This is a genomic window from Micromonospora sp. NPDC002411, assembly GCF_053592955.1.
In genome coordinates this window covers 1-17,735 of record NZ_JBSFBM010000124.1, presented here as the reverse complement: position 1 = coordinate 17,735, position 17,735 = coordinate 1, and the positions used below count along the sequence as shown (strand labels likewise).

Here is a 17,735-nt window from a genome sequence, read left to right as displayed (position 1 = left end):
CGCGAGTCCACCTGGGACCGACCCAGCTTCGGCAAGGAACTGTTCCTCGGTCGGTTCCGGCTCGACCTGATCGTCGGGGCTGTCGCACTGGACCTGGCCCGGCGGCGGTTCCGGCCGGCCGCCGGCGGTGGCGCGGTGGGCCGCGCGCTGCGTCGGCACCAGCCGGAGTTCGTGCTCTACTTCTCCGCTCCGCCCGGCTCCGAATACCAGGTCACCATGTGGCTGCCGTACCTGGAGCGGATCGGCCGCCCGTTCCTGGTCATGCTGCGCGAGCCGGAGTTCCTGGCACCGATCGCCGCGGCCACCGACGCTCCGGTCGTCTACTGCCCGACCCTGCGGGCCATGGACGAGGCGCTGGTGCCGAGCCTGCGGGCCGCGTTCTACGTCAACCACGGGGCGAAGAACAGCCACTGCATCCGCTTCACCCAGCTCACCCACGTGCAGTTGCACCACGGCGACAGCGACAAGGCACCGAGCGCCAACCCGGTGTCCGGGATCTTCGACCGGATCTTCGTGGCCGGGCCGGCAGCGATCGACAGGTACGCCCGCGCCGGGGTGCAGATTCCTGCCGACAAGTTCGTGGTGGTCGGCCGCCCACAGGTCGAGTCGATCCAGGTACGCCAGGAGCCGGCGCGGGGCCTGGCCCACCCCACTGTGCTCTACACCCCCACCTGGACCGGGCACCACGCCGACGCCGACTACTGCTCGCTGCCGGTGGCCGAGCAACTGCTGCGGCGGCTGCTGGAGCGCGGCGCGACAGTGATCCTGCGGGCCCACCCGTACACGACGCAGACCCCGGCGTCGGCACGCCAGTTGGGCCGGCTGACCGAGCTGCTGACGGCCGATCGGGCGCGCACCGGCCGGCAGCACGTGTTCGGGTCGGCGGCCCGGGAGCTGAGCCTGACCGAGTGCGTCAACTCGTCCGACGCGCTGGTCTCCGACGTGTCCGGGGTGATCTCGGACTACCTCTACTCCGGCAAGCCGTACGCGGTGACCGACATGGGTGGCGAGGGCGACCGGTTCGTGGAGCGCTTCCCGCTGGCCGGTTCGGGGTACGTGCTGCGCCGCGACATGTCCAACGTGGACGAGGTGCTGACCGACCTGCTGGACACCGACCCGCTGGCCGAGGCGCGGTGGGCCACCCGTCGCCGCTACCTGGGCGACTTCCCCGCCGAGTCGTACGCCGACGCCTTCCTGAGCGCCGCCCGCCGCGAGCTGACGTCGGCACCGGACACCGCGGCCGAGCGGTCGCCGCAGCTCTCCCCTCTCGCCTGACCCGGGCTGTCGGGCCGGGAAGGATGGCTGACAGCTAGCTGAGCCCGAGCCGGTACCCTGCCGTGACCTCGACCCGGACGACCCCGCGAGTGTCGGCCGGCGCACGCCATTCGGCGGTCGCGAGACCGTCGGCCGACTCGGGGACCGATCGCACCCAGGGCTGAAGATCCGTCGATGCGACAACGACCTCCACGATCTCCTCCGCCGTCAGCAACGTGGCCCCGAGGTGCGCGACGATCCGCAGCCGTCCGTCAGCCAGGATCTCGGTGGTGGTCGAGTCGATGTCATCGTCCTCGATCCGAACGAGGCCCCGGACCACGGCCCTGGCGTCCGCAACCGGGCCGGTGACGTCGACCACCAGCAGGACACGTACGGCGTCTCGCAACGCCTCCTCGATCGCGCGTATCAACTCGGCCTCGTCCGGACCGTCCTCGTCCTGGCCTCGGAGCACCATCTCCCGGATCTCCACCGGCCGGTCGACCGGCCCCGGGTCGAACGGGTCGATTCCGGTCCGCACGTACAACGCCTCGACCGCCGGCGCGTCGCTGAGCGGCCGGGTCGTCTCCATCGCCGCCACCATCCACGTTCCAAACGGTGACCTGCGTAGGTGCCCCGACGGCGATCCGAACTCGGCGGCCAGGGCGTCCACAGCGGTCCCGAAGGGAGCCTGCGGTGACACGTCGACCATAGGCAGCACCAGGAGCAGGGCCAGACTCCAGACGCCGTCGTCGGTCGCCATCTGTCGCAGGTCGACGGACCACACGTCCGGCCGCCCGAGCAGCGGAAGGCAGCGGACCAGAGCCGTGTCGAGATCGGGGGCGGTCAGCCGGGCGTGCACCCGGGCCACGACGTCGTCGTCGGACGCCGCAGCCGGCAGCCGCCTGACCCGTCGCCGGACAGGAACGACGGATTCGTCGGCGGGCAGCCACTCCGGCGGGTCCCACCACTCGCCTTCGGTGTCGGCGGCCGCGCAGATGGACACGCAGATCGGCGTCACGCCGTCGGTCGTCCGCTCCCGACCGGCGGCGAAACCCGTCGGGTGACCGGCCGCCGATTCGTCCACCTCGAGATCGCCACGGCTCCACCGGAAGCGCGTCAGCAGGGGCGCGGCCAGGTGACGGACCGCCTCAGCGCCCGGAGCGGACGGGACGGACGGCATCAGCGTCAGGTCGACGTTCACCCCGTCGCGGGGATGGTCCGCTTCGGTGCGGGACGCCACCAGACCCACCGCGCCGAGCGAGGCGACCAGGGATCGGCACCGACGCGCGGCATCGTCGAGTCGAGAGTCGACGACATTCAGGCTCACGCTGACCACAAGGGACGGATCAACGGCAGGCATCCGGGCGAATGTAGGCGTCGGGAGCCCGGTCGCACGACCGATATTTCCGCTCGGGACCGCTCAGCGATACGGGTCGAGCAGCGCCAGCACGGCCGCCGGGTCCTCCACGTGCGCATTGTGGCCGAGACCGGGCAGCGTGGCGACCGGCACCCCGTACTCCTTGAGTTGTTCGTCGCTGACCATCGGGTCGTGTTCCCCGCGCGCCAGCACGACCGGCGCGTCGGTCGCCGCCAGCAGCGCGGCCAGGTCGGGCTCGCCGACGGCGAACGCGGTCGGGTCCATGGCGAGACGCCACCGGCCGTCGACCTGACGCAGGCCGGCGTCCACCACCGGATGGTCCGGCGGGACCAGGCCGGCCAGGCCGGACACCCGAAGGTAGCGGCGTGCCGCCTCGGCGCGGGTGGCGAACCAGCTGACCGGACGGGCGGCGAGGCCGGCGGCGCGGGCCAGCTCGTCGGGTGACCAGACGGCCTTGATGCCCAGCCCGACCACGGCGTCCACGGGCGCCCCGGCGGCGTTCGCGGCCAGCGCGAGGCCGACCACCCCGCCCAGCGAGTGCCCGAGCACGACGAGCCGGTCGCCGAGCGCCAGGCCGCGCGCTATCCGGTCGGCGAACCCCGCAAAGGTGTACGACGGCAGCGGCTCCGCCCAGCCGTGGCCGGCGAGGTCCGGTGCCAGCCACCGCCCCGCCCAGCGCTGCTCCAGCAGCGGCGCCCACGGCAACCAGACGTCCCCGGTCGTGCCCATTCCGTGCAGGAGCAGCAGGACCCGCCCGCGACCGGCTTGACCACCCGATTCATCCACCACGGCCGCAGTCTCCCACGGTTCACGGCCCGGTACGAGAGTCGTCATCCACGCCGCCTCCCGCGCGACGCTGACGGCACCGACGAAAAACGCCGCGGGCGCCGCCCCCTTGTGGGGGACGACGCCCGCGGCGGTCAGCGTGCCTGGGTCAGGCGGAGTAGCCCCGGCTGGCGATCCAGTTGGCCAGGTCGATGGTGGTGATCCAGTACGACGGGTCGGCCGCGTTGGCCGAGTCGGCGATCCGCACGGTGCGGCCGTTGTCCTTGTAACCCACGACGGCGATGTAGTGCCCGCCGCCGTAGGAGTGGTAACCGCCGTTGGTGTCGACGGCGTCGCCGACGACGTTCGCGACCACGCCACGGCCGTCGGTGATGGCCTTGACGACGTCGGCCTGGAGCCGGTCCATCTGGGCCGGGCTGGGGGCGCCGGCGAACATCCGAGTCCGGTACGGGGAACCCTTCACCTCGGCGTTGAGGACGCGGGTGGTGTCCTCGGCCGAGTTGGTGCCCATCTCGGTGGTGCCCAGCTCGGCGCCGAGCTCCTCCTGGGTGCGGTCGATACCGGTGGCGCTGAGGGCGTTCCGGGTGGCCGCCGGGCCGCAGTTGTAGTACGTGTTCTGCGCCTCGTAGTCGTAGTCCAGCACCTTGGTCGCGGGTGGCTTCGGCGGCGTCGGCTTACGGGTGAGGTCGGGGTTGGCCTTCGCCTTGGCCGCCGGCGACGCGGCGCTGGTGGCCGGGGCGGCGGTGCTCGGCGCGGCGCTGGCCGACGGGGACGCCTCACGCACCTCGCCGCGGGAGGCGGCAACGTCGCTGCGCATCTCGGCGACGGTGGTCGCGGTGCGCTGGCCGGCGGGTGCGTCGTCGGCGGTGGTGAGCAGGGCGCCGGTGGTGGTGGCGATCGCGAGGGCCGCGGCGGAGGCGGCAACGATCTGGTACGGGCGCTCGGTGGCGAAACGGCGGAGCTGACGCTGCAGGGTGTGCTTCACGGGGTCCTCCACGGATCGGGGGGAGAGCGGCACACCGGCGACCGGACCGGTATCCGGGCAGGCGCCAGCGCGCGGACCGTGGTCCGCGGATGGTGAACCGCTCAGGGGAACGCCCGGCGTGGCCGGGCGGTGAGGCGATGACCCGGGGGTCAGCTCACCGTCACTGGACGAATGAGCGGGGGCACCGCTGCGCCGTGGAGGCGAGGGAACAACCGAGGGGTGGAAAGGTGCTGCACGAGGATGGAACTCCTTCCGACACCGCCTACCGGGTTAGCTGACGGATTCGGGCGGGAAGATCGCCCTACCGCGGGCTGTGGCTCGCGGATTCACCCCGGACTTACTGGTGGGTCCCCGGTTCGTTCATCACGATTGAGCGGGTCGGCGCGGCGTCGCCTCTTGCGATCGGTTACCGCACCGGACGGGACGACAGTACTGGCCCGTCCGCACCCCTGCCAAGCCAGCTCCACCTGCGTAAACCTGAAATAGCGTAGCAATTTCTGCGCGTATTGCCGCTGACGTGACTCGATGGGACAAGCGGTTACGGTGACGCCTACGGGCGACAACCGGACAGGCCGCCGAGAATGCGACCAGATTCACCGGAAGAATCGTGCCGATCGCGCCGGACGCCCGATTCTCGGTCGGCGTGAGCCGGCTCACGTCACGGATCGGGCTCAACTCGCCCGCGCCGGCCGCCACCGCGCCACGACAGCGGGTCGGAACACACCGGTCACCGCCCGGCGCGCGGGTAGCGGGTTCGGTCGCAGCCGGGCCGCCGCCGCGCAGGTCTCCGCTGCGAGGGCTCGCGCTGAGTCGGCAGCCAGTTCCGCGTCCCGCCAGGCAGCACGCTCCCGGGATGCGGCGGCCTGGTAGTCGGCCAGCCTGGCGTCCCGGATCGTCCGGCTGAACAGCACCTCCTGCTCGACCGGGTGCCGCCGGGGATCCCAGCCGCGCCGGTGCGCGAACACGTCGCCGAGCTGCGCCATGCTCAGGTCACCCCGCCAGTACGCCGTCATCGCGGCCCGGTGCAGGTAGCGCTCGCGGGCGGCGTACTCGGCCGGGGTGCGGGGGGTCTGCGGGGTGGGCAGCGCCTCGGCGCCCGCGAAGCGACGGGCGGCGGTGTCCGCCTCGTCATAGGCGCACCAGGCCCGCTCCATCTCCTCCTGAGCGGTCAGCCAGTCAGCACGTCGCCGCTGCGCGGTCCTGGCCGCGCCGGTCGCGGCGACCGCTACCTCCTCGGCGTACCGGCGCAGGTCGGCAGCCTCGGCGGCGGCCACCTCACGAGCGGTGGGGGCGGCCGTGCGCGGGTCGTCCGAGGGTGTGTCCCGCTCGGGGCGGGCCACCAGCAGGGCGAGTACGCCCAGGGCCAGCAGGAACAGGGTGGACCAGATGGCGGCGGCCTGCGGCACCTCGGTCACGAACTGGTAGAAGACGGCGGTCTCCATGGTCGGCACCTCGGGAGAGAGCGATGCGATGGGGAGCCCCACCGCCACCGGGCCAGGGCGGAGCACGGGCCGGTGGGGCGCGGAGCTGGTGGGTCGACAGGCGCGGCGGGCGGGACGCTCGTCCCGGTGACTCAGCGCCCGGGTGGCGCCCGGGGTGCCCGGCTGCTCGGGCCGTGGACCAGGGGCAGCCGGTCGGACCCGGCCGCGCGCACCGGCAGCGGGCCGGTCCGGGCAGTGGCCTGGTCGCCGGGCGGAGCCGATTGCGGGTCGACCGACCACGCCGAGGAGAATTCCTCGACGGGCTCCTCGGTCGTCGCCTGCGCCTCGTGCACCGCCCCCTGCGCGGAGGTGGACGGGCAGGTCGCCGGGAGTGCGCCGAGGGCGAACGGAGTTGGCACAGCGGCCGAGGCCGGGCCCGCGCCGAGCGCCAGGGCCGCGACGACGGCGAGGCTGGTCAGCACCCGCGTCGCCCAGCGCGCCACCCACCACAGCGGACAGGTGAACGCGACCGGAAGCACGACCTCACGCTACCGTCGTGCCGACCTCGACGCACCGACCACGGGCGTGTCGTCGCACGCCGCGCCGAACCCCACTGAGCAGGGTGGACGGTGTCAGCGCGAGTCGGCGTACGTTGATCGACCGTTGGTCTGCTGCCCGCTCTCCCCGGCGGCGTCGGGACCGCCCGCGCGTTGGCGGGGGACGGACGCCGGACGAGCTGGGCGGCGCGGTGCGAGTCGACGCATCATCGGCGTCTCCACGAAGCGGTGCAGCAGCCCGGCGAGGACCAGGTTCACCGCCAGGAAGCCGAGCACCACGGCCGGCCCGCGCCAGCCCGTGAACCCGGTCCCCCAGTCACCGCTCCACCGCAGCACGCTCGTCATCACCAGGACGTGGACCAGGTAGAAGGCGAAGGAGACCTCCCCGAGCCAGACCAGCGGCCGGGACCGCCACGGGGAGCGCTTGTCCCGCACGTCGGCGTCCGCGGCGGCGGTGATCACCAGCAGGTACGCGACGGCGAGCAGCGTCGTCCACAGCTCCGCGCGGATCCACTGAGCGGCCGCCACCCAGGTGCCCACGAAGACCAGGCTGGCGACGGTGAGCCCCGGGCCGCGCCAGAGACCCCGCCGCATCAGCTCGGCCGCGACGGCGCCCAACCAGAACTCGAGCGACCGTACGGGCGGGAAGATCTGGGTGAACCACCACCGGCTCACCTCCGGCACCAACTGCTGGGCCGGCCAGAGCGCGAGGATCAGCAGCGGCAGCGCGACGATCAGCACCCAGAGCAGCTTCGGGCTGGCCCGGCGTAGCAGCGGCAGCGCCAGGGGCAGGCACAGGTAGAAGAAGAACTCGCAGGAGAGCGACCAGCTCACCGTGTTGACGCTGTAGAACCAGCCCATCCGGGGGTCCCACGCCTGCAACAGCAGCAGGTTCTCCAACGCGACCGCCGGCAGGACCGGATCGGCGAACCACCAGGCGACCAGCAGGGCCGCACCCCACAGCACGACGTGGTTCGGGTAGATCTTGGCAACTCGACGCCGCCAGAAGGTGCGCCGGGAGTCGCCGACGCGGGCCGACCAGACCAGCACGAAACCGCTGAGGATGAAGAAGAACTGCACCCCGGACAGGCCGAGCGTGAACAGCGCGTCGACCACCGCCTTGTAGTCCGGTTCGGCGATGATCCGCATGGTGCCGGCGTGGAAGCCGAAGACCAGTAACGCGGCGATCCAGCGCAGCCCTGTCAGCGAGGGCAGCCGGGCGGGCGTGACGGCGGGCCGTGCGGTCGACACCGCAGCGGCGCTGGTCATGCCGGGATCCTGAAGATCGGCAGGGTCACCAGCACGTCCGTATCCTCCTCGGCGCGGCGTCGGACGACGCGACGGCGACGCCCGCGACGGCCCGGCAGGGCCGCACCGAGGCACCCTACCGGGTCACTCTCGGGTGAACCGGACGTGTCCCACCCGCCGACGGCGGTACGGGCACGCCACGGTCGCCGGATTGGTGGACTGCGGGCCTGCCGCCGTTAACCTCCCGCTCGGGGGGAGTTCAGGGACTCCACCATCGGCGGTCACGTCAGGTTCCGGGTTCGGCCACCCTGACCGTCAAAGGTGGCGGGCGTGGTCAATGAGCCGACGCACGCACCGCTGCTGAGCATCGTCGTGCCCGTGTACGGCGTCGAGGCATACCTGTACCAGTGCCTGGAGTCGATCCGGGCCGACATCCCGGCGGACGAGTCGGACGCGGTCGAGATGATCGCCGTCGACGACGCCTCCCCGGATGGCTGCGGCGACATGCTCCGCTCCTACGCCGCCGGCCGCGACGGTGTCCGCGTCGTGCACCTGAGCAGCAACGTGGGCCTGGGCCTGGCCCGCAACGCCGGGCTCGACGTGGCCACCGGCCGGTACGTCTGGTTCGTCGACAGCGACGACTGGTTGCCACCGGGAACGATCCCCGCGGTGCTGGACCGGCTGCGCCAGCACCAGCCCGACGTGCTGATGCTGGACCACCTGCGGGTGCACGAGGACGGTCGTCGGGAGGTCGACGCGAGCAGTCACCTGCTACGCGGCATCCCCGGCGTGACACGCCTCGACGACCAGCCGCAGCTGCTGCGGGTGCAGCACACCGCCTGGAACAAGGTGGTCCGGCGAGACTTCCTGGACCAGTTGGAGCTGCGCTTCTTCCCCGGCTGGTACGAGGACATCCCGTTCAGCCACCCCCTGCTGATCGGCGCCGAGAAGATCTCCGTACTGGACCGGGTCTGCTACCTGTACCGGCAGGGCCGGCACGGCGCGATCACCTCCACCCGCAGCGGCCGGCACTTCGACGCGTTCGCCCAGTACGAGCGGCTGTTGGACTGGGTCGCCCGCAAGCACCCGGACGAGCGGTTGCAGGCCGAACTGTTCCAACTGATGATCAACCACTATCTGGTGGTGGTGGGCAACGACGGCCGGCTACACCCACACCTGCGGCGGGACTTCTTCCACCGGGCCGCCGAGCACTACCGCCGGTACCTGCCCACCGGTGGATATCCGCTACCGCCCGGAGTGACCGGGCTCAAACACCGCCTTGTGGGGCGCGGCGACTGGCTGGCGTACTCGGCTCTGCGCCAGGCGCACCGGGTCGCCGGCCGCCTGCGTCGCCAGGGCCCAGTGGGCGGCGTCGACGCTGGTTCCGACTCGGTCACCGCCGACGACGACCCGGGTCGAGGGGCGGGCACCGCGACGACAGGCGACGACGAGGTCGTCACGACCACGCAGCGGCGCGATGCGCTGGCCGGGAGCCGCCTGCCGTGAACGCCGCCACCGCACCGCACGCCGGGAGCCGGGCCGGCTCCCGGCGCCCTGGTTTTCCAGGTCGTCCACCCGCCGGGCGGACGACGACAGCACCACCGCACACCGGTGCGGGTGTACCTGAGCAGAGGTCGGAATGACGGCGACAATCAAGATCGGACCGCACGCGGTCGGTGCCGGGGAACGACCGTTCGTGGTCGCCGAGATGTCCGGCAACCACAACGGAGATCTGAACCGGGCGCTGGCCATCGTCGACGCGGTGGCCGAGAGCGGGGCGCACGCGCTCAAGCTCCAGACGTACCGGCCGGACACCATCACGATCGACGTCGACACCCCGGCGTTCCGGATCTCCAGCGGGCACGAGTTGTGGGGCGGGGAGAACCTGTACCGCCTCTACGAGCGGGCGCACACCCCGTACGAATGGCACGCCCCGATCTTCGAGCGGGCTCGCGAGCGTGGCCTGACCGTGTTCTCGTCGCCGTTCGACGCGACAGCCGTGGAGCTGCTGGAGTCGCTGGACGCGCCCGCGTACAAGATCGCTTCTTCGGAGTTGGTCGACCTGCCGCTGATCCGGCTCGTGGCGAGCACGGGCAAGCCGATGGTGATCTCCACGGGCATGGCGACGGTCGCCGAGATCGACGCCGCGGTGCGGACCGCGCGGGACGGTGGCGCGGCGGGCATCGTCCTGCTGGCCTGCACCGCCTCCTACCCGGCGCCGCCGGCCGACAGCAACCTGCGGCGCATTCCGGTGCTGGCCGGCGCGTTCGACGTGCCGGTCGGGCTGTCCGACCACACGCCCGGCATCGGGGTGGCGGTCGCCTCGGTGGCGCTCGGCGCCTGCTTCATCGAGAAGCACGTCACGCTGGACCGGGCGGACGGCGGCGTGGACTCGGACTTCTCCCTGAACCCGGCGGAGCTGACGGCCCTGGTGGCCGAGTCCGGTCGCGCGTACGCGGCCATGGGTGGCACCGCGATCGGCCCGACCCCGGCCGAGCGGGAGGGGCTGCGGTTCCGCCGTTCGCTGTTCGTGGTCGAGGACGTGCGGGCCGGCGACCCGGTGACCATCCACAATGTCAGGTCGATCCGACCGGCCGGCGGGCTGGCTCCGGTGGAGATCGACCGGGTCCTGGGTCGCACCTTCACCACCGACGTCTCACGCGGCACCCCGCTGAGCTGGGACCTGATCTGACCGTCGACACGGGCTGGGCTGTGGACGCGGGCTGGGCTGAGCAACGGGCGCAGCCCGGCCCCGGTGGGGCGGAGGCGAGCGGGTGCGGTCCGGCCTGGTGGGACTGGGCTGGGTGCCTGTAGAGCTGCCCCGAATATGGGGCCGGCAACGCTGCTCCCACCGGCAACCAGGATCAAACTCCGTCGCCTCAGGGCTACGACGACCCACGAGGCCCGCGCGCCTGCCCCACCTGTGGGGCAGCTCTACAGGCACCGCCGGTACCAACGGCAGGCCGGCCGTCACACGCGGCGGCACGTCGCCACGCAGCGGCACGTCGCCACGCAGCGGTCGTGGCGGCGAGTCGTCACCTAGCGGTCCAGGCGGCGCGAGCCAGCCACGGAGGCGGGCAGGGGCACGGGGCCGGATGCGGGGGCGAAGCCGACGGTTACCACCAGGTCGGCCACCCGCAGGGTGCGCCAGACCGCCGACCCGTCGGCCGGCGTACCCAGGCCGTGGAGACGCCACCAGGCCGCCACCGGGACGTCGGCCAACTTGCAGCAGCACTCGGCACGGGTCCACCGCGCCCAGAAGTCCTGCACCCCGAACCGGCGTCCCAGCGCGGGAGGCACCGGCGCGTCCGCTCGTTCCGCGTCGATCGCCACCCGCCACCCCGGCGTCGTCGGGCCGTACCAGCCGACGCAACGGCCGTCGTCGAGGTGACTGCGGGTCACCGCGTCGGTCAGGTCGGCGGGGACGCCGACGCGCAGGTGCCGCTCCGCGGCGGCCAGCAGGCCCGGCACCGGGCGGGGCCGGGCCGGCCGGTCCAGGTCAGATGGCGGCGGCACCGTCCACCACGATGACCTGGCCGTTGATGTTGGTGTGCTCGCGCAGCAACATCCGTACCACTGGAGTGACCTCCTCCGGCTCGGTCAGATGGCCCGTCGGCGTGCGGCGCACGATCTGGTCGAGCTGAGTCGGGCCGAGCACTGCGGACATCTCCGAGGCGAAGAAGCCGGGTGCGACCGAGTTCACCAGCATCCGGCCGCCCAGCTCCCGCGCCAGCGAGCGGGTGGCGGCGTCCATGCCGCCCTTGGTGGCCGAGTACGCGACCAGCCCAGGAAAACCGCGCTGCCCGCAGATCGAGGTGATGTTGACGATCCGTCCGCGTAGTCCCTTGGCGAGCATCCGGCGAATCACCAGCCGGGTCAGTTGCAGCGGGGCGGTCAGGTTGGTCTCGATGATCCGGGCGATGTCGTCGGTGGCGGTGTGCGCGTGCAGCGAGTCCTGCCCCATCGCGGCGTTGTTGACGATGCCGTCGATCGGGCCGAGCCGCTCTTCCGCCGCACGGACGAAGCCCTGCGCGGCGCGCAGGTCGGTGACGTCCACCGAGCCGACGTGCACCCGGTCGGGGTGCTCGGCGGCGAGCTTCTCCAGCTCCGGGGTGACGGTACGGGCGAAGGCGGCAACCCGTACGCCGGCATCGAGCAGGTCGGTGACGATGGCCAGGCCGAGCCCCCGCGAGCCGCCGGAGACGAGGACCACGGAGCTGGGTGGGACGAGCTGGGTGTCAGACATCGCTCTTCAGGCTCTCCTTGACGGGAATCTCGGTCAGCACGCGGATCCGGCGTGGCACCGCGTACTCGGGAAGCCGGTCGGCGCACCAGCGGACCAGCGCGGCTTCGGCGGTGTCCAGGTGCTTGGTGGGAGCAAGGACCACCTCGGCGACCACCATCCGGCCGAGCACCGGCGCGCGGCGGCCGGTGACGCGGGCCCAGGCCACCGCCGGGTGCTCGGCCAGCACACCACGGACCACGCCGGCGGAGACCTTGCTGCCCCCGACGTTGATCTCGTCGGAGTCCAAACGACCGGTGATCAGCACCCGGTCGTCGCGCACCTGCACCCGGTCCCCGGTGCGGACCGGGCCGGCCAGTCCCGCCCCGTGGAACGGGGAGGTGACCACCAACTCGTCGTCCACCACCGAGAGCGTCGGGCGGCCCGGGGTCTCCCGGTCCAGCCAGTCGACCGGGAATCCGGCCCGCCCGTCGTGCACCACGATGGACGCCCCCACCTCGGAGGACGCGTAGATCCAGGAGATCCGGGCGGCGGGGAAGATGTCCCGGAGCTGGTCCAGGATGGCCTGGTCCACCGGCTCGCCACCGAGGGTGATCTGGCGCAACGGCACCCGGGCCAACGCGGCGGCGTCGCGGTAGAGGGTGCGACGCCAGAAGGTGGGGGTGCCGGAGGCGGCGTCGACGCCGTGCGTGGCAGCGACAGTGGGCCAGTCGTCCAGCTCGTCGGGCTCGACCACCACCAGGTGTTGGCCGGGTTGGGTCAACGACAGGGTGACGACCTGCCACCAGGCGTACGTGCCGGGGGCGTACGGGCAGAGCCACGTCCGATCGGGCTGGTCGGCCCGCACTGTGGTCAACGTGTCGAGGGTGTGCCCGACCCGCTTGGGACGCCCGGTCGAACCCGAGGTCAGCAGCCAGAGCCGGCCGGGTTCGGCGGCTCGCCGCCGGGGCGGGACACTCGGGTGCGCTCCGTCGTCGTCGAGGACGCTGACGGTGAACCCGGCGTCGAGCAGTTCGACACGCATTGCCGCGTCAACCCGACTCGCGGTGCTGAGCAGCAGCTCGGTGCCGTACACGGCGTGCTGCCGGGCGGCGGTGAGCGCGTGCACTGCGGAGTGGGCGAGCACCGCGCTGGGGTCGGGGAGGACCGGCAGCGGCAGCGTGCGCCAGGTCAGCGTGGCGCCGCCGACGACGAGCCGGTTGTCGACGCCCGCCTGCTCCGGGCCCGCCGGTGTCCGGTGGCCCGCCGTCGCGACGGTCACTGGTGCTGAAGCTCGACGAGGAAGTCGAGAACGTCCCCGACGGTGGCGATGCGGCGCAGGCCGGGTGCGTCGAAGTTGAGCTCCTCCCCCGTCTCGTCCTCCACCCGCAGGGCCAGCTCGGAGAAGTCCAGCGACCGGAACCCGATCTCCCGCAACTGCGCCGCGTCGTCAGTGGGCAGCTCCTTGTCCTGGTTCTCGAGCACCTGAGCCATGAGGTCGCGAATCTGCGCGCGACTCAATTCGTTCATGCGCCGGAGTCTACAACCCAACGAATGCATATCTGATTTGCCGGTGGGCCCGGGTAGGGTGCCGAGACCGGACGTGAACAGATAAGAAAGCGAGACGCACGTGCTGCGCGAAGCGACAGCGGACGACGTTCACCTGATGTTGTCCTGGCGTAATCAGGAAACCAACCGTCAGGTCAGCAAAACCAGTCACGAGATCACCGCCGAGGAGCACGCCCGGTGGTGGTCGGCGGTCCGGGACGACCCGTCCCGGCGGGTTCTGGTGTACGTCCGAGACGACCGTCCCTGCGGGGTGGTCACCTTCTTCGACCTGCGGCTGGAGGGCCCTCGGACGGGAGCGTGGGGCTTCTACCTGGACGCCGACGGGCTGGATGGGCGGGGCGAGACGCTGCCCGCCTGGCTGGGGGTCATGCGGGAGGCCGTGGAGTACGCCTTCGACGGGCTGCACCTGGACCGTCTCGACGGCGAGGTGCTCGGTCACAATACCGTCGTACGACAGATGAACCGACGTTTCCGATTCGTCGAGGGCACCCCACGACAGGAGTTGTCCGATGGTCGGGAAATCACGGTGATCCCGATTTCCCTGGCCCGGGCCGACCGCCGCCAACGCTGATTGCCGCACAAATTTCCAGGGCCGACGGAATTCATTAACCGGCCATGCTCCCGGTGGACATCCGCCGTTCACGAACGGTGATGTCCACCGGGAGCGGGGTGGGTCAGGCGCGCCGCCAGGCCGCCCAGTGCTGCGCCGGGTTGCCGCCGAGCCGGACGAAGCCGTACGACGTGCCGTCCCAGTCGTCGGCCTGGCCGGGCGCCCAGCGGGCGAACACCACCTGCGCCGCGGCCGGCGGCTGCCCCAGGCCGAACCAGCGAACGTCGGTCCAGGTGACCTGGTGGCTGAGGTTGAACCGCAGGACGTAGTGCACGCCGGTCGAGGCCCACACCCGCTCACCGGGGCGTACACCGACGTCGGCCACCGAGGGCGTCGGCGCGGTGCTCGCGACGGCGGGCCGCACGATGCGCTGGTCGATCACCTGCATGGTCACCAGGTTGGCCACGACGAGCACGCCGAGCATCGGCATCCGCAGCCGGGGAACCAGGACGGTGGCGACCAGGAGCAGACAGCCGGCGATGCCGACCAGCGACCCGACCACCGGTCGCATCTCCCGCCACCCACCTGTCAACGCCACCAGGTCCGGTGCGCTGAAACCGCCGTAGCGCAGGTGGTGACCCCGGCTGGTCACGTACGCGAGCCGGACGGCGATCAGGGCGCCGCCGCCGACCAGGAGGGCCACCGCGACCGCCGCCCGACGCAGGACCACCCGGCGGCCGGCGGTGAGGAGGACCCCGAGCCCCACCAGCAGCCAGAACGGCGCCAGCATCTGCACGTAGCGGCCGTAGATCGCGTCCAGCGGCTTACCGGTGATGCCAGCCAGGATCACCGACGCTCCGCCGGCGACCCCGACGGTCACCACCAGCGCCACGCCCATCGTCCAACGGGTCGCGTCGCCGTGCCGTGGCCGCCACAGCTCGCGTACGGCGGACGCCCAGGCCACTCCCGCCATCCCGAATGTGATCACCACGAGGTACCAGAGTTGGGTGGCGACGGCCGCACTGACCCGGACCACGCCCTGCGCGGAGGCGACCGCCTCGACCGAGCCACCTCCGGGGGTGCTGCCCAGCAGGTAGACCTTGTCGCCGAGATAGTGGATGGCGGCCGCGTTGACCAGCGCCATGGCGAGCACCGGCAGCAGCGCCGCGAGCACGGCGGGCGGGCTGATCCGACGGCGGACGAACAGCAGCAGGACCAACCCGGCGTGCACCGCCACGATCACCAGGCCCCGGGAGTGCAGCAGGTGGAACCCGCCGACCAGCAGACCGACGGTGGCGGCGGCGAGCGGGCCGGGCCGTTCGATCCAGCGGTGCACGGCGAGCAGCCAGGCGACCACCAGCGGCGCCATCACCGTGTCGATCATGGCGACGCCGGCGTAGAAGGCGGTGGCCGGCAGGGTCGCCGCAGCGACAGCGCCGAGCAGCGCGTACGACCGGGGCAGCCGGAGAAGACGGCGGCCGAGCAGGTACGCCAGCGGCAGCAGCAGCGAGTTGACCATCGCGTTGATCAGCTGGACGATCCGGTAGCTGTCGGAGAAGTCCCGGTCCCCGAGGAACGCCGGCGAGATCAGCATCGGGTAGCCGACCCGACGCAGCAGATCGTTCTCGCTGCTGAAGCCGCCCGGGCCGCCGGCCAGAGCACGGGCGGTGTTGAGGTAGCTGTCCTCGTCGGTGTGCGCGATCGGCAACACGACGTGCCGGGACAACCACATCCGCCAGGCGACGCTGAGCACCCAACCGACGACCAGCAACAGCGGCACCACCCAGCGCCGAACGGGTGCGGTGTCGGGTGTCGCCGCCACCACCTCCGGCCGTTCGATCACGTCGCTACCGGATGCCATCAACGCCTCCAGAATTGCCAGCCGGATCGGGCCCGCACGGACTCGGCGGGCAGGTGGGCCCGCGTCGGTGACGCTCGGGATGAACCGCCCGCACCAGGCGGTGCGGATGTCGGGTGAACGCGGAAAGCGGCTGCGAAGGGGGCTGCCGAGTCTCCCGCGCGGCCACTGTAACGGCCGGAACCGGACTGGTCAGGCCGGTTGCGGGCCGGGCGGAAGTGTTCGCCTGCGCGGTGCCCGGCATTCACGGGAGCAGGGGTCGTGGTTCACCGGCGAGCGCCGAGGAGTTAACCCGCCGTCGTTAGCGTCGCACCCCGGTCGGCCGGCCGAGGGCCGCTCGTTCATCCACGAACACGGGAGCACCAAATTGAGTGAGTTGAATGGATCGTCCATTCTGATCACCGGGGGAACGGGTTCCTTCGGCAGGACCTTCCTCCAGCACATCCTCACCGAGGCCGACCCCGCCCGCGTGGTGGTGTTCTCCCGCGACGAACTCAAGCAGTACGAACTGCGTCAGCAACTGGGCGACGACCCGCGGCTGCGCTGGTTCATCGGCGACATCCGGGACCGGCACCGCCTCACCCGGGCCATGCACGGTGTCGACCACGTGGTGCACGCCGCCGCCCTGAAGCAGGTGGACACCGCGGAGTACAACCCCTCCGAGTACATCGCCACCAACATCACCGGCTCGCAGCACGTTGTCGACGCGGCGATCGAGGCCGGCGTCCGGAAGGTCATCGCGCTCTCCACCGACAAGGCGTCCAGCCCGATCAACCTGTACGGCGCGACCAAGCTGGTCGGCGACAAGCTGTTCGTCTCGGCGAACCACTACGCCGCCCAGCACCCCACCCGGTTCGCCGTGGTGCGCTACGGCAACGTGGTGGGCAGCCGCGGCTCGGTCGTCCCGCTGTTCCGTCGGCTCGCCGCCGAGGGCAAGAGCCTGCCGATCACCGACAAGCGGATGACCCGCTTCTGGATCACGCTGGACCAGGCCGTCCAGTTCGTCATGGACTCGTTCGACCAGATGCAGGGCGGCGAACTGTTCGTGCCGCGCATCCCGAGCATGCGCATCCTCGACCTGGTCGAGGCCGTGGCCCCGGACGCCACCACCCACGAGGTCGGCATCCGTCCGGGCGAGAAGCTGCACGAGGAGATGATCGCGCCCGACGACAGCCGGCGGACGCTTCGCGCCGACGGCCGGTTCATCGTGCAACCGACCATCGCCACCTGGGGTTACCAGCCGCCGATCGACTGCGACCCGGTTCCGGACGGGTTCGCCTACCAGTCGGACACCAACGACGAGTGGCTCACCGTCGAGCAACTGCGCGACATGCTCGGCATCACCGCATGACGGGGATGCTCCCGTACGGCCGGCAGTCGGTCACCGAGGAGGACATCGCCGCCGTCGCCGACGTGCTGCGCGGCGACTGGCTCACCACCGGACCACAGGTGGACGCCTTCGAGGCCGACCTCGCCCAATGGACCGGTGGGGTGGGCGTCACCACCGTCTCCAACGGCACGGCGGCGCTGCACGTGGCGTACGCGGCCGCCGGGGTGGGGCCGGGTGACGAGGTGGTCGTCTCGCCGATGACGTTCGTGGCGACGGCCAGCAGCGCCGCCGCCCTCGGCGCGACGATCGTGTTCGCCGACGTGGAGGACGAGACCTTCTGCCTCGACCCGGCAGCGGCAGCCGACGCGGTCACCTCGCGTACCCGGGTCGTCGCCGCCGTCGACTACGCCGGCCACCCCGCCGACTACGACGCCCTGCGGAAGGCGATGGTGGGCTCCGACGCGATGTTGCTCGCCGACGCGGCGCACTCGATCGGCGGCACGTACCACGGGCGACCGGTCGGCTCGCTCGCCGACCTGACCACCTTCTCGTTCTTCCCCACGAAGAACCTGACCAC

17 protein-coding genes and 1 riboswitch are annotated in these 17,735 nt (G+C 71.8%); of the genes, 6 read left to right on the top strand and 11 right to left on the bottom strand.

The genetic code is table 11. The annotated features are described in order from the left end of the window. Positions 1–1,275 (top strand): CDP-glycerol glycerophosphotransferase family protein (locus tag ACWCO3_RS16675; RefSeq protein ID WP_450010744.1); only part of this gene is annotated, 1,275 nt, incomplete at its 5' end. Positions 1,276–1,309: 34 nt separating this feature from the next. On the opposite strand, the gene ACWCO3_RS16670 is transcribed toward ACWCO3_RS16675, so the two are convergent. From ACWCO3_RS16670 to ACWCO3_RS16645, 6 genes are all read right to left on the bottom strand, one after another. After that, the gene (locus ACWCO3_RS16670) at positions 1,310–2,614 is read right to left on the bottom strand and encodes a hypothetical protein (RefSeq protein WP_450010742.1); all 1,305 of its coding nucleotides are present in this window, start codon (positions 2,612–2,614) and stop codon (positions 1,310–1,312) included. Positions 2,615–2,674: 60 nt separating this feature from the next. Continuing rightward, positions 2,675–3,421 carry an alpha/beta fold hydrolase gene (locus tag ACWCO3_RS16665; protein WP_450010740.1) on the bottom strand — a complete coding sequence of 249 codons (747 nt, stop codon included), beginning with the start codon at positions 3,419–3,421 and terminating at the stop codon, positions 2,675–2,677. A 145-nt stretch (positions 3,422–3,566) separates the two neighbouring features. After that, a complete protein-coding gene (locus ACWCO3_RS16660) occupies positions 3,567–4,415 on the bottom strand; it encodes a C39 family peptidase (RefSeq protein WP_354884383.1) in 849 nt (282 codons plus the stop codon). Positions 4,416–4,647: 232 nt separating this feature from the next. Next, positions 4,648–4,789, bottom strand: a riboswitch (cyclic di-AMP (ydaO/yuaA leader). Positions 4,790–5,074: 285 nt separating this feature from the next. Beyond that, positions 5,075–5,845 carry a hypothetical protein gene (locus ACWCO3_RS16655; protein WP_145784289.1) on the bottom strand — a complete coding sequence of 257 codons (771 nt, stop codon included), beginning with the start codon at positions 5,843–5,845 and terminating at the stop codon, positions 5,075–5,077. Positions 5,846–5,976: 131 nt separating this feature from the next. Beyond that, the gene (locus ACWCO3_RS16650; RefSeq protein ID WP_145784291.1) at positions 5,977–6,363 is read right to left on the bottom strand and encodes a hypothetical protein; all 387 of its coding nucleotides are present in this window, start codon (positions 6,361–6,363) and stop codon (positions 5,977–5,979) included. A gap of 93 nt (positions 6,364–6,456) precedes the next feature. Then, positions 6,457–7,650, bottom strand: coding sequence for an acyltransferase family protein (locus ACWCO3_RS16645; RefSeq protein ID WP_145784293.1), 1,194 nt, complete (start codon positions 7,648–7,650; stop codon positions 6,457–6,459). 309 nt (positions 7,651–7,959) lie between these two features. On the opposite strand from ACWCO3_RS16645, the gene ACWCO3_RS16640 reads away from it, so the two are divergent. Together ACWCO3_RS16640 and pseI are read left to right on the top strand one after the other, a co-directional pair. Beyond that, positions 7,960–9,135 carry a glycosyltransferase family 2 protein gene (locus ACWCO3_RS16640; RefSeq protein WP_450010736.1) on the top strand — a complete coding sequence of 392 codons (1,176 nt, stop codon included), beginning with the start codon at positions 7,960–7,962 and terminating at the stop codon, positions 9,133–9,135. 133 nt (positions 9,136–9,268) lie between these two features. Beyond that, positions 9,269–10,321 (top strand): pseudaminic acid synthase, encoded by a 1,053-nt coding sequence (gene pseI / locus ACWCO3_RS16635; RefSeq protein ID WP_145784297.1) that lies wholly within the window; start codon positions 9,269–9,271, stop codon positions 10,319–10,321. Positions 10,322–10,668: 347 nt separating this feature from the next. Here the strand turns inward: pseI and ACWCO3_RS16630 are convergent, their stop codons facing one another. The 4 genes from ACWCO3_RS16630 to ACWCO3_RS16615 are packed head-to-tail and all read right to left on the bottom strand — an operon-like array spanning position 10,669 to position 13,381. Continuing rightward, positions 10,669–11,145: a hypothetical protein gene (locus tag ACWCO3_RS16630; RefSeq protein WP_450010734.1), complete on the bottom strand. Its 477-nt coding sequence runs from the start codon at positions 11,143–11,145 to the stop codon at positions 10,669–10,671. Then, positions 11,129–11,875, bottom strand: coding sequence for an SDR family NAD(P)-dependent oxidoreductase (locus tag ACWCO3_RS16625; protein ID WP_145784299.1), 747 nt, complete (start codon positions 11,873–11,875; stop codon positions 11,129–11,131). The genes ACWCO3_RS16630 and ACWCO3_RS16625 overlap by 17 nt, the downstream gene beginning before the upstream one ends. After that, the gene (locus tag ACWCO3_RS16620; RefSeq protein WP_450010732.1) at positions 11,868–13,133 is read right to left on the bottom strand and encodes an AMP-binding protein; all 1,266 of its coding nucleotides are present in this window, start codon (positions 13,131–13,133) and stop codon (positions 11,868–11,870) included. Before ACWCO3_RS16620 ends, ACWCO3_RS16625 begins: the two co-directional genes overlap by 8 nt. Further along, entirely contained in the window at positions 13,130–13,381 is a 252-nt protein-coding gene (locus ACWCO3_RS16615; RefSeq protein ID WP_145784303.1) for an acyl carrier protein, read from the bottom strand. The genes ACWCO3_RS16620 and ACWCO3_RS16615 overlap by 4 nt, the downstream gene beginning before the upstream one ends. A gap of 100 nt (positions 13,382–13,481) precedes the next feature. Between ACWCO3_RS16615 and ACWCO3_RS16610 the strand changes: the two genes are divergently transcribed. Continuing rightward, the gene (locus tag ACWCO3_RS16610) at positions 13,482–13,991 is read left to right on the top strand and encodes a GNAT family N-acetyltransferase (RefSeq protein WP_145784305.1); all 510 of its coding nucleotides are present in this window, start codon (positions 13,482–13,484) and stop codon (positions 13,989–13,991) included. 103 nt (positions 13,992–14,094) lie between these two features. Here ACWCO3_RS16610 and ACWCO3_RS16605 read toward each other — a convergent pair whose 3' ends face one another. After that, a complete protein-coding gene (locus tag ACWCO3_RS16605) occupies positions 14,095–15,831 on the bottom strand; it encodes a hypothetical protein (RefSeq protein WP_450010729.1) in 1,737 nt (578 codons plus the stop codon). A gap of 364 nt (positions 15,832–16,195) precedes the next feature. Here ACWCO3_RS16605 and pseB point away from each other — a divergent pair, with 364 nt between their 5' ends. Continuing rightward, positions 16,196–17,179: a UDP-N-acetylglucosamine 4,6-dehydratase (inverting) gene (pseB, locus tag ACWCO3_RS16600; RefSeq protein ID WP_450010727.1), complete on the top strand. Its 984-nt coding sequence runs from the start codon at positions 16,196–16,198 to the stop codon at positions 17,177–17,179. Positions 17,180–17,184: 5 nt separating this feature from the next. Beyond that, positions 17,185–17,735: DegT/DnrJ/EryC1/StrS family aminotransferase (locus tag ACWCO3_RS16595; protein WP_450010746.1), on the top strand; the 551-nt coding region annotated here is incomplete at its 3' end.

What these genes read in the sequence shown, in the direction of transcription:
- ACWCO3_RS16670 (WP_450010742.1), bottom strand. Translation starts at nt 2,614, where the DNA reads ATGCCTGCCGTTGATCCGTCCCTTGTGGTCAGCGTGAGCCTGAATGTC.
- ACWCO3_RS16655 (WP_145784289.1), bottom strand. Translation starts at nt 5,845, where the DNA reads ATGGAGACCGCCGTCTTCTACCAGTTCGTGACCGAGGTGCCGCAGGCC.
- ACWCO3_RS16645 (WP_145784293.1), bottom strand. Translation starts at nt 7,650, where the DNA reads ATGACCAGCGCCGCTGCGGTGTCGACCGCACGGCCCGCCGTCACGCCC.
- pseI (WP_145784297.1), top strand. Translation starts at nt 9,269, where the DNA reads ATGACGGCGACAATCAAGATCGGACCGCACGCGGTCGGTGCCGGGGAA.
- ACWCO3_RS16625 (WP_145784299.1), bottom strand. Translation starts at nt 11,875, where the DNA reads ATGTCTGACACCCAGCTCGTCCCACCCAGCTCCGTGGTCCTCGTCTCC.
- ACWCO3_RS16615 (WP_145784303.1), bottom strand. Translation starts at nt 13,381, where the DNA reads ATGAACGAATTGAGTCGCGCGCAGATTCGCGACCTCATGGCTCAGGTG.
- ACWCO3_RS16605 (WP_450010729.1), bottom strand. Translation starts at nt 15,831, where the DNA reads ATGGCATCCGGTAGCGACGTGATCGAACGGCCGGAGGTGGTGGCGGCG.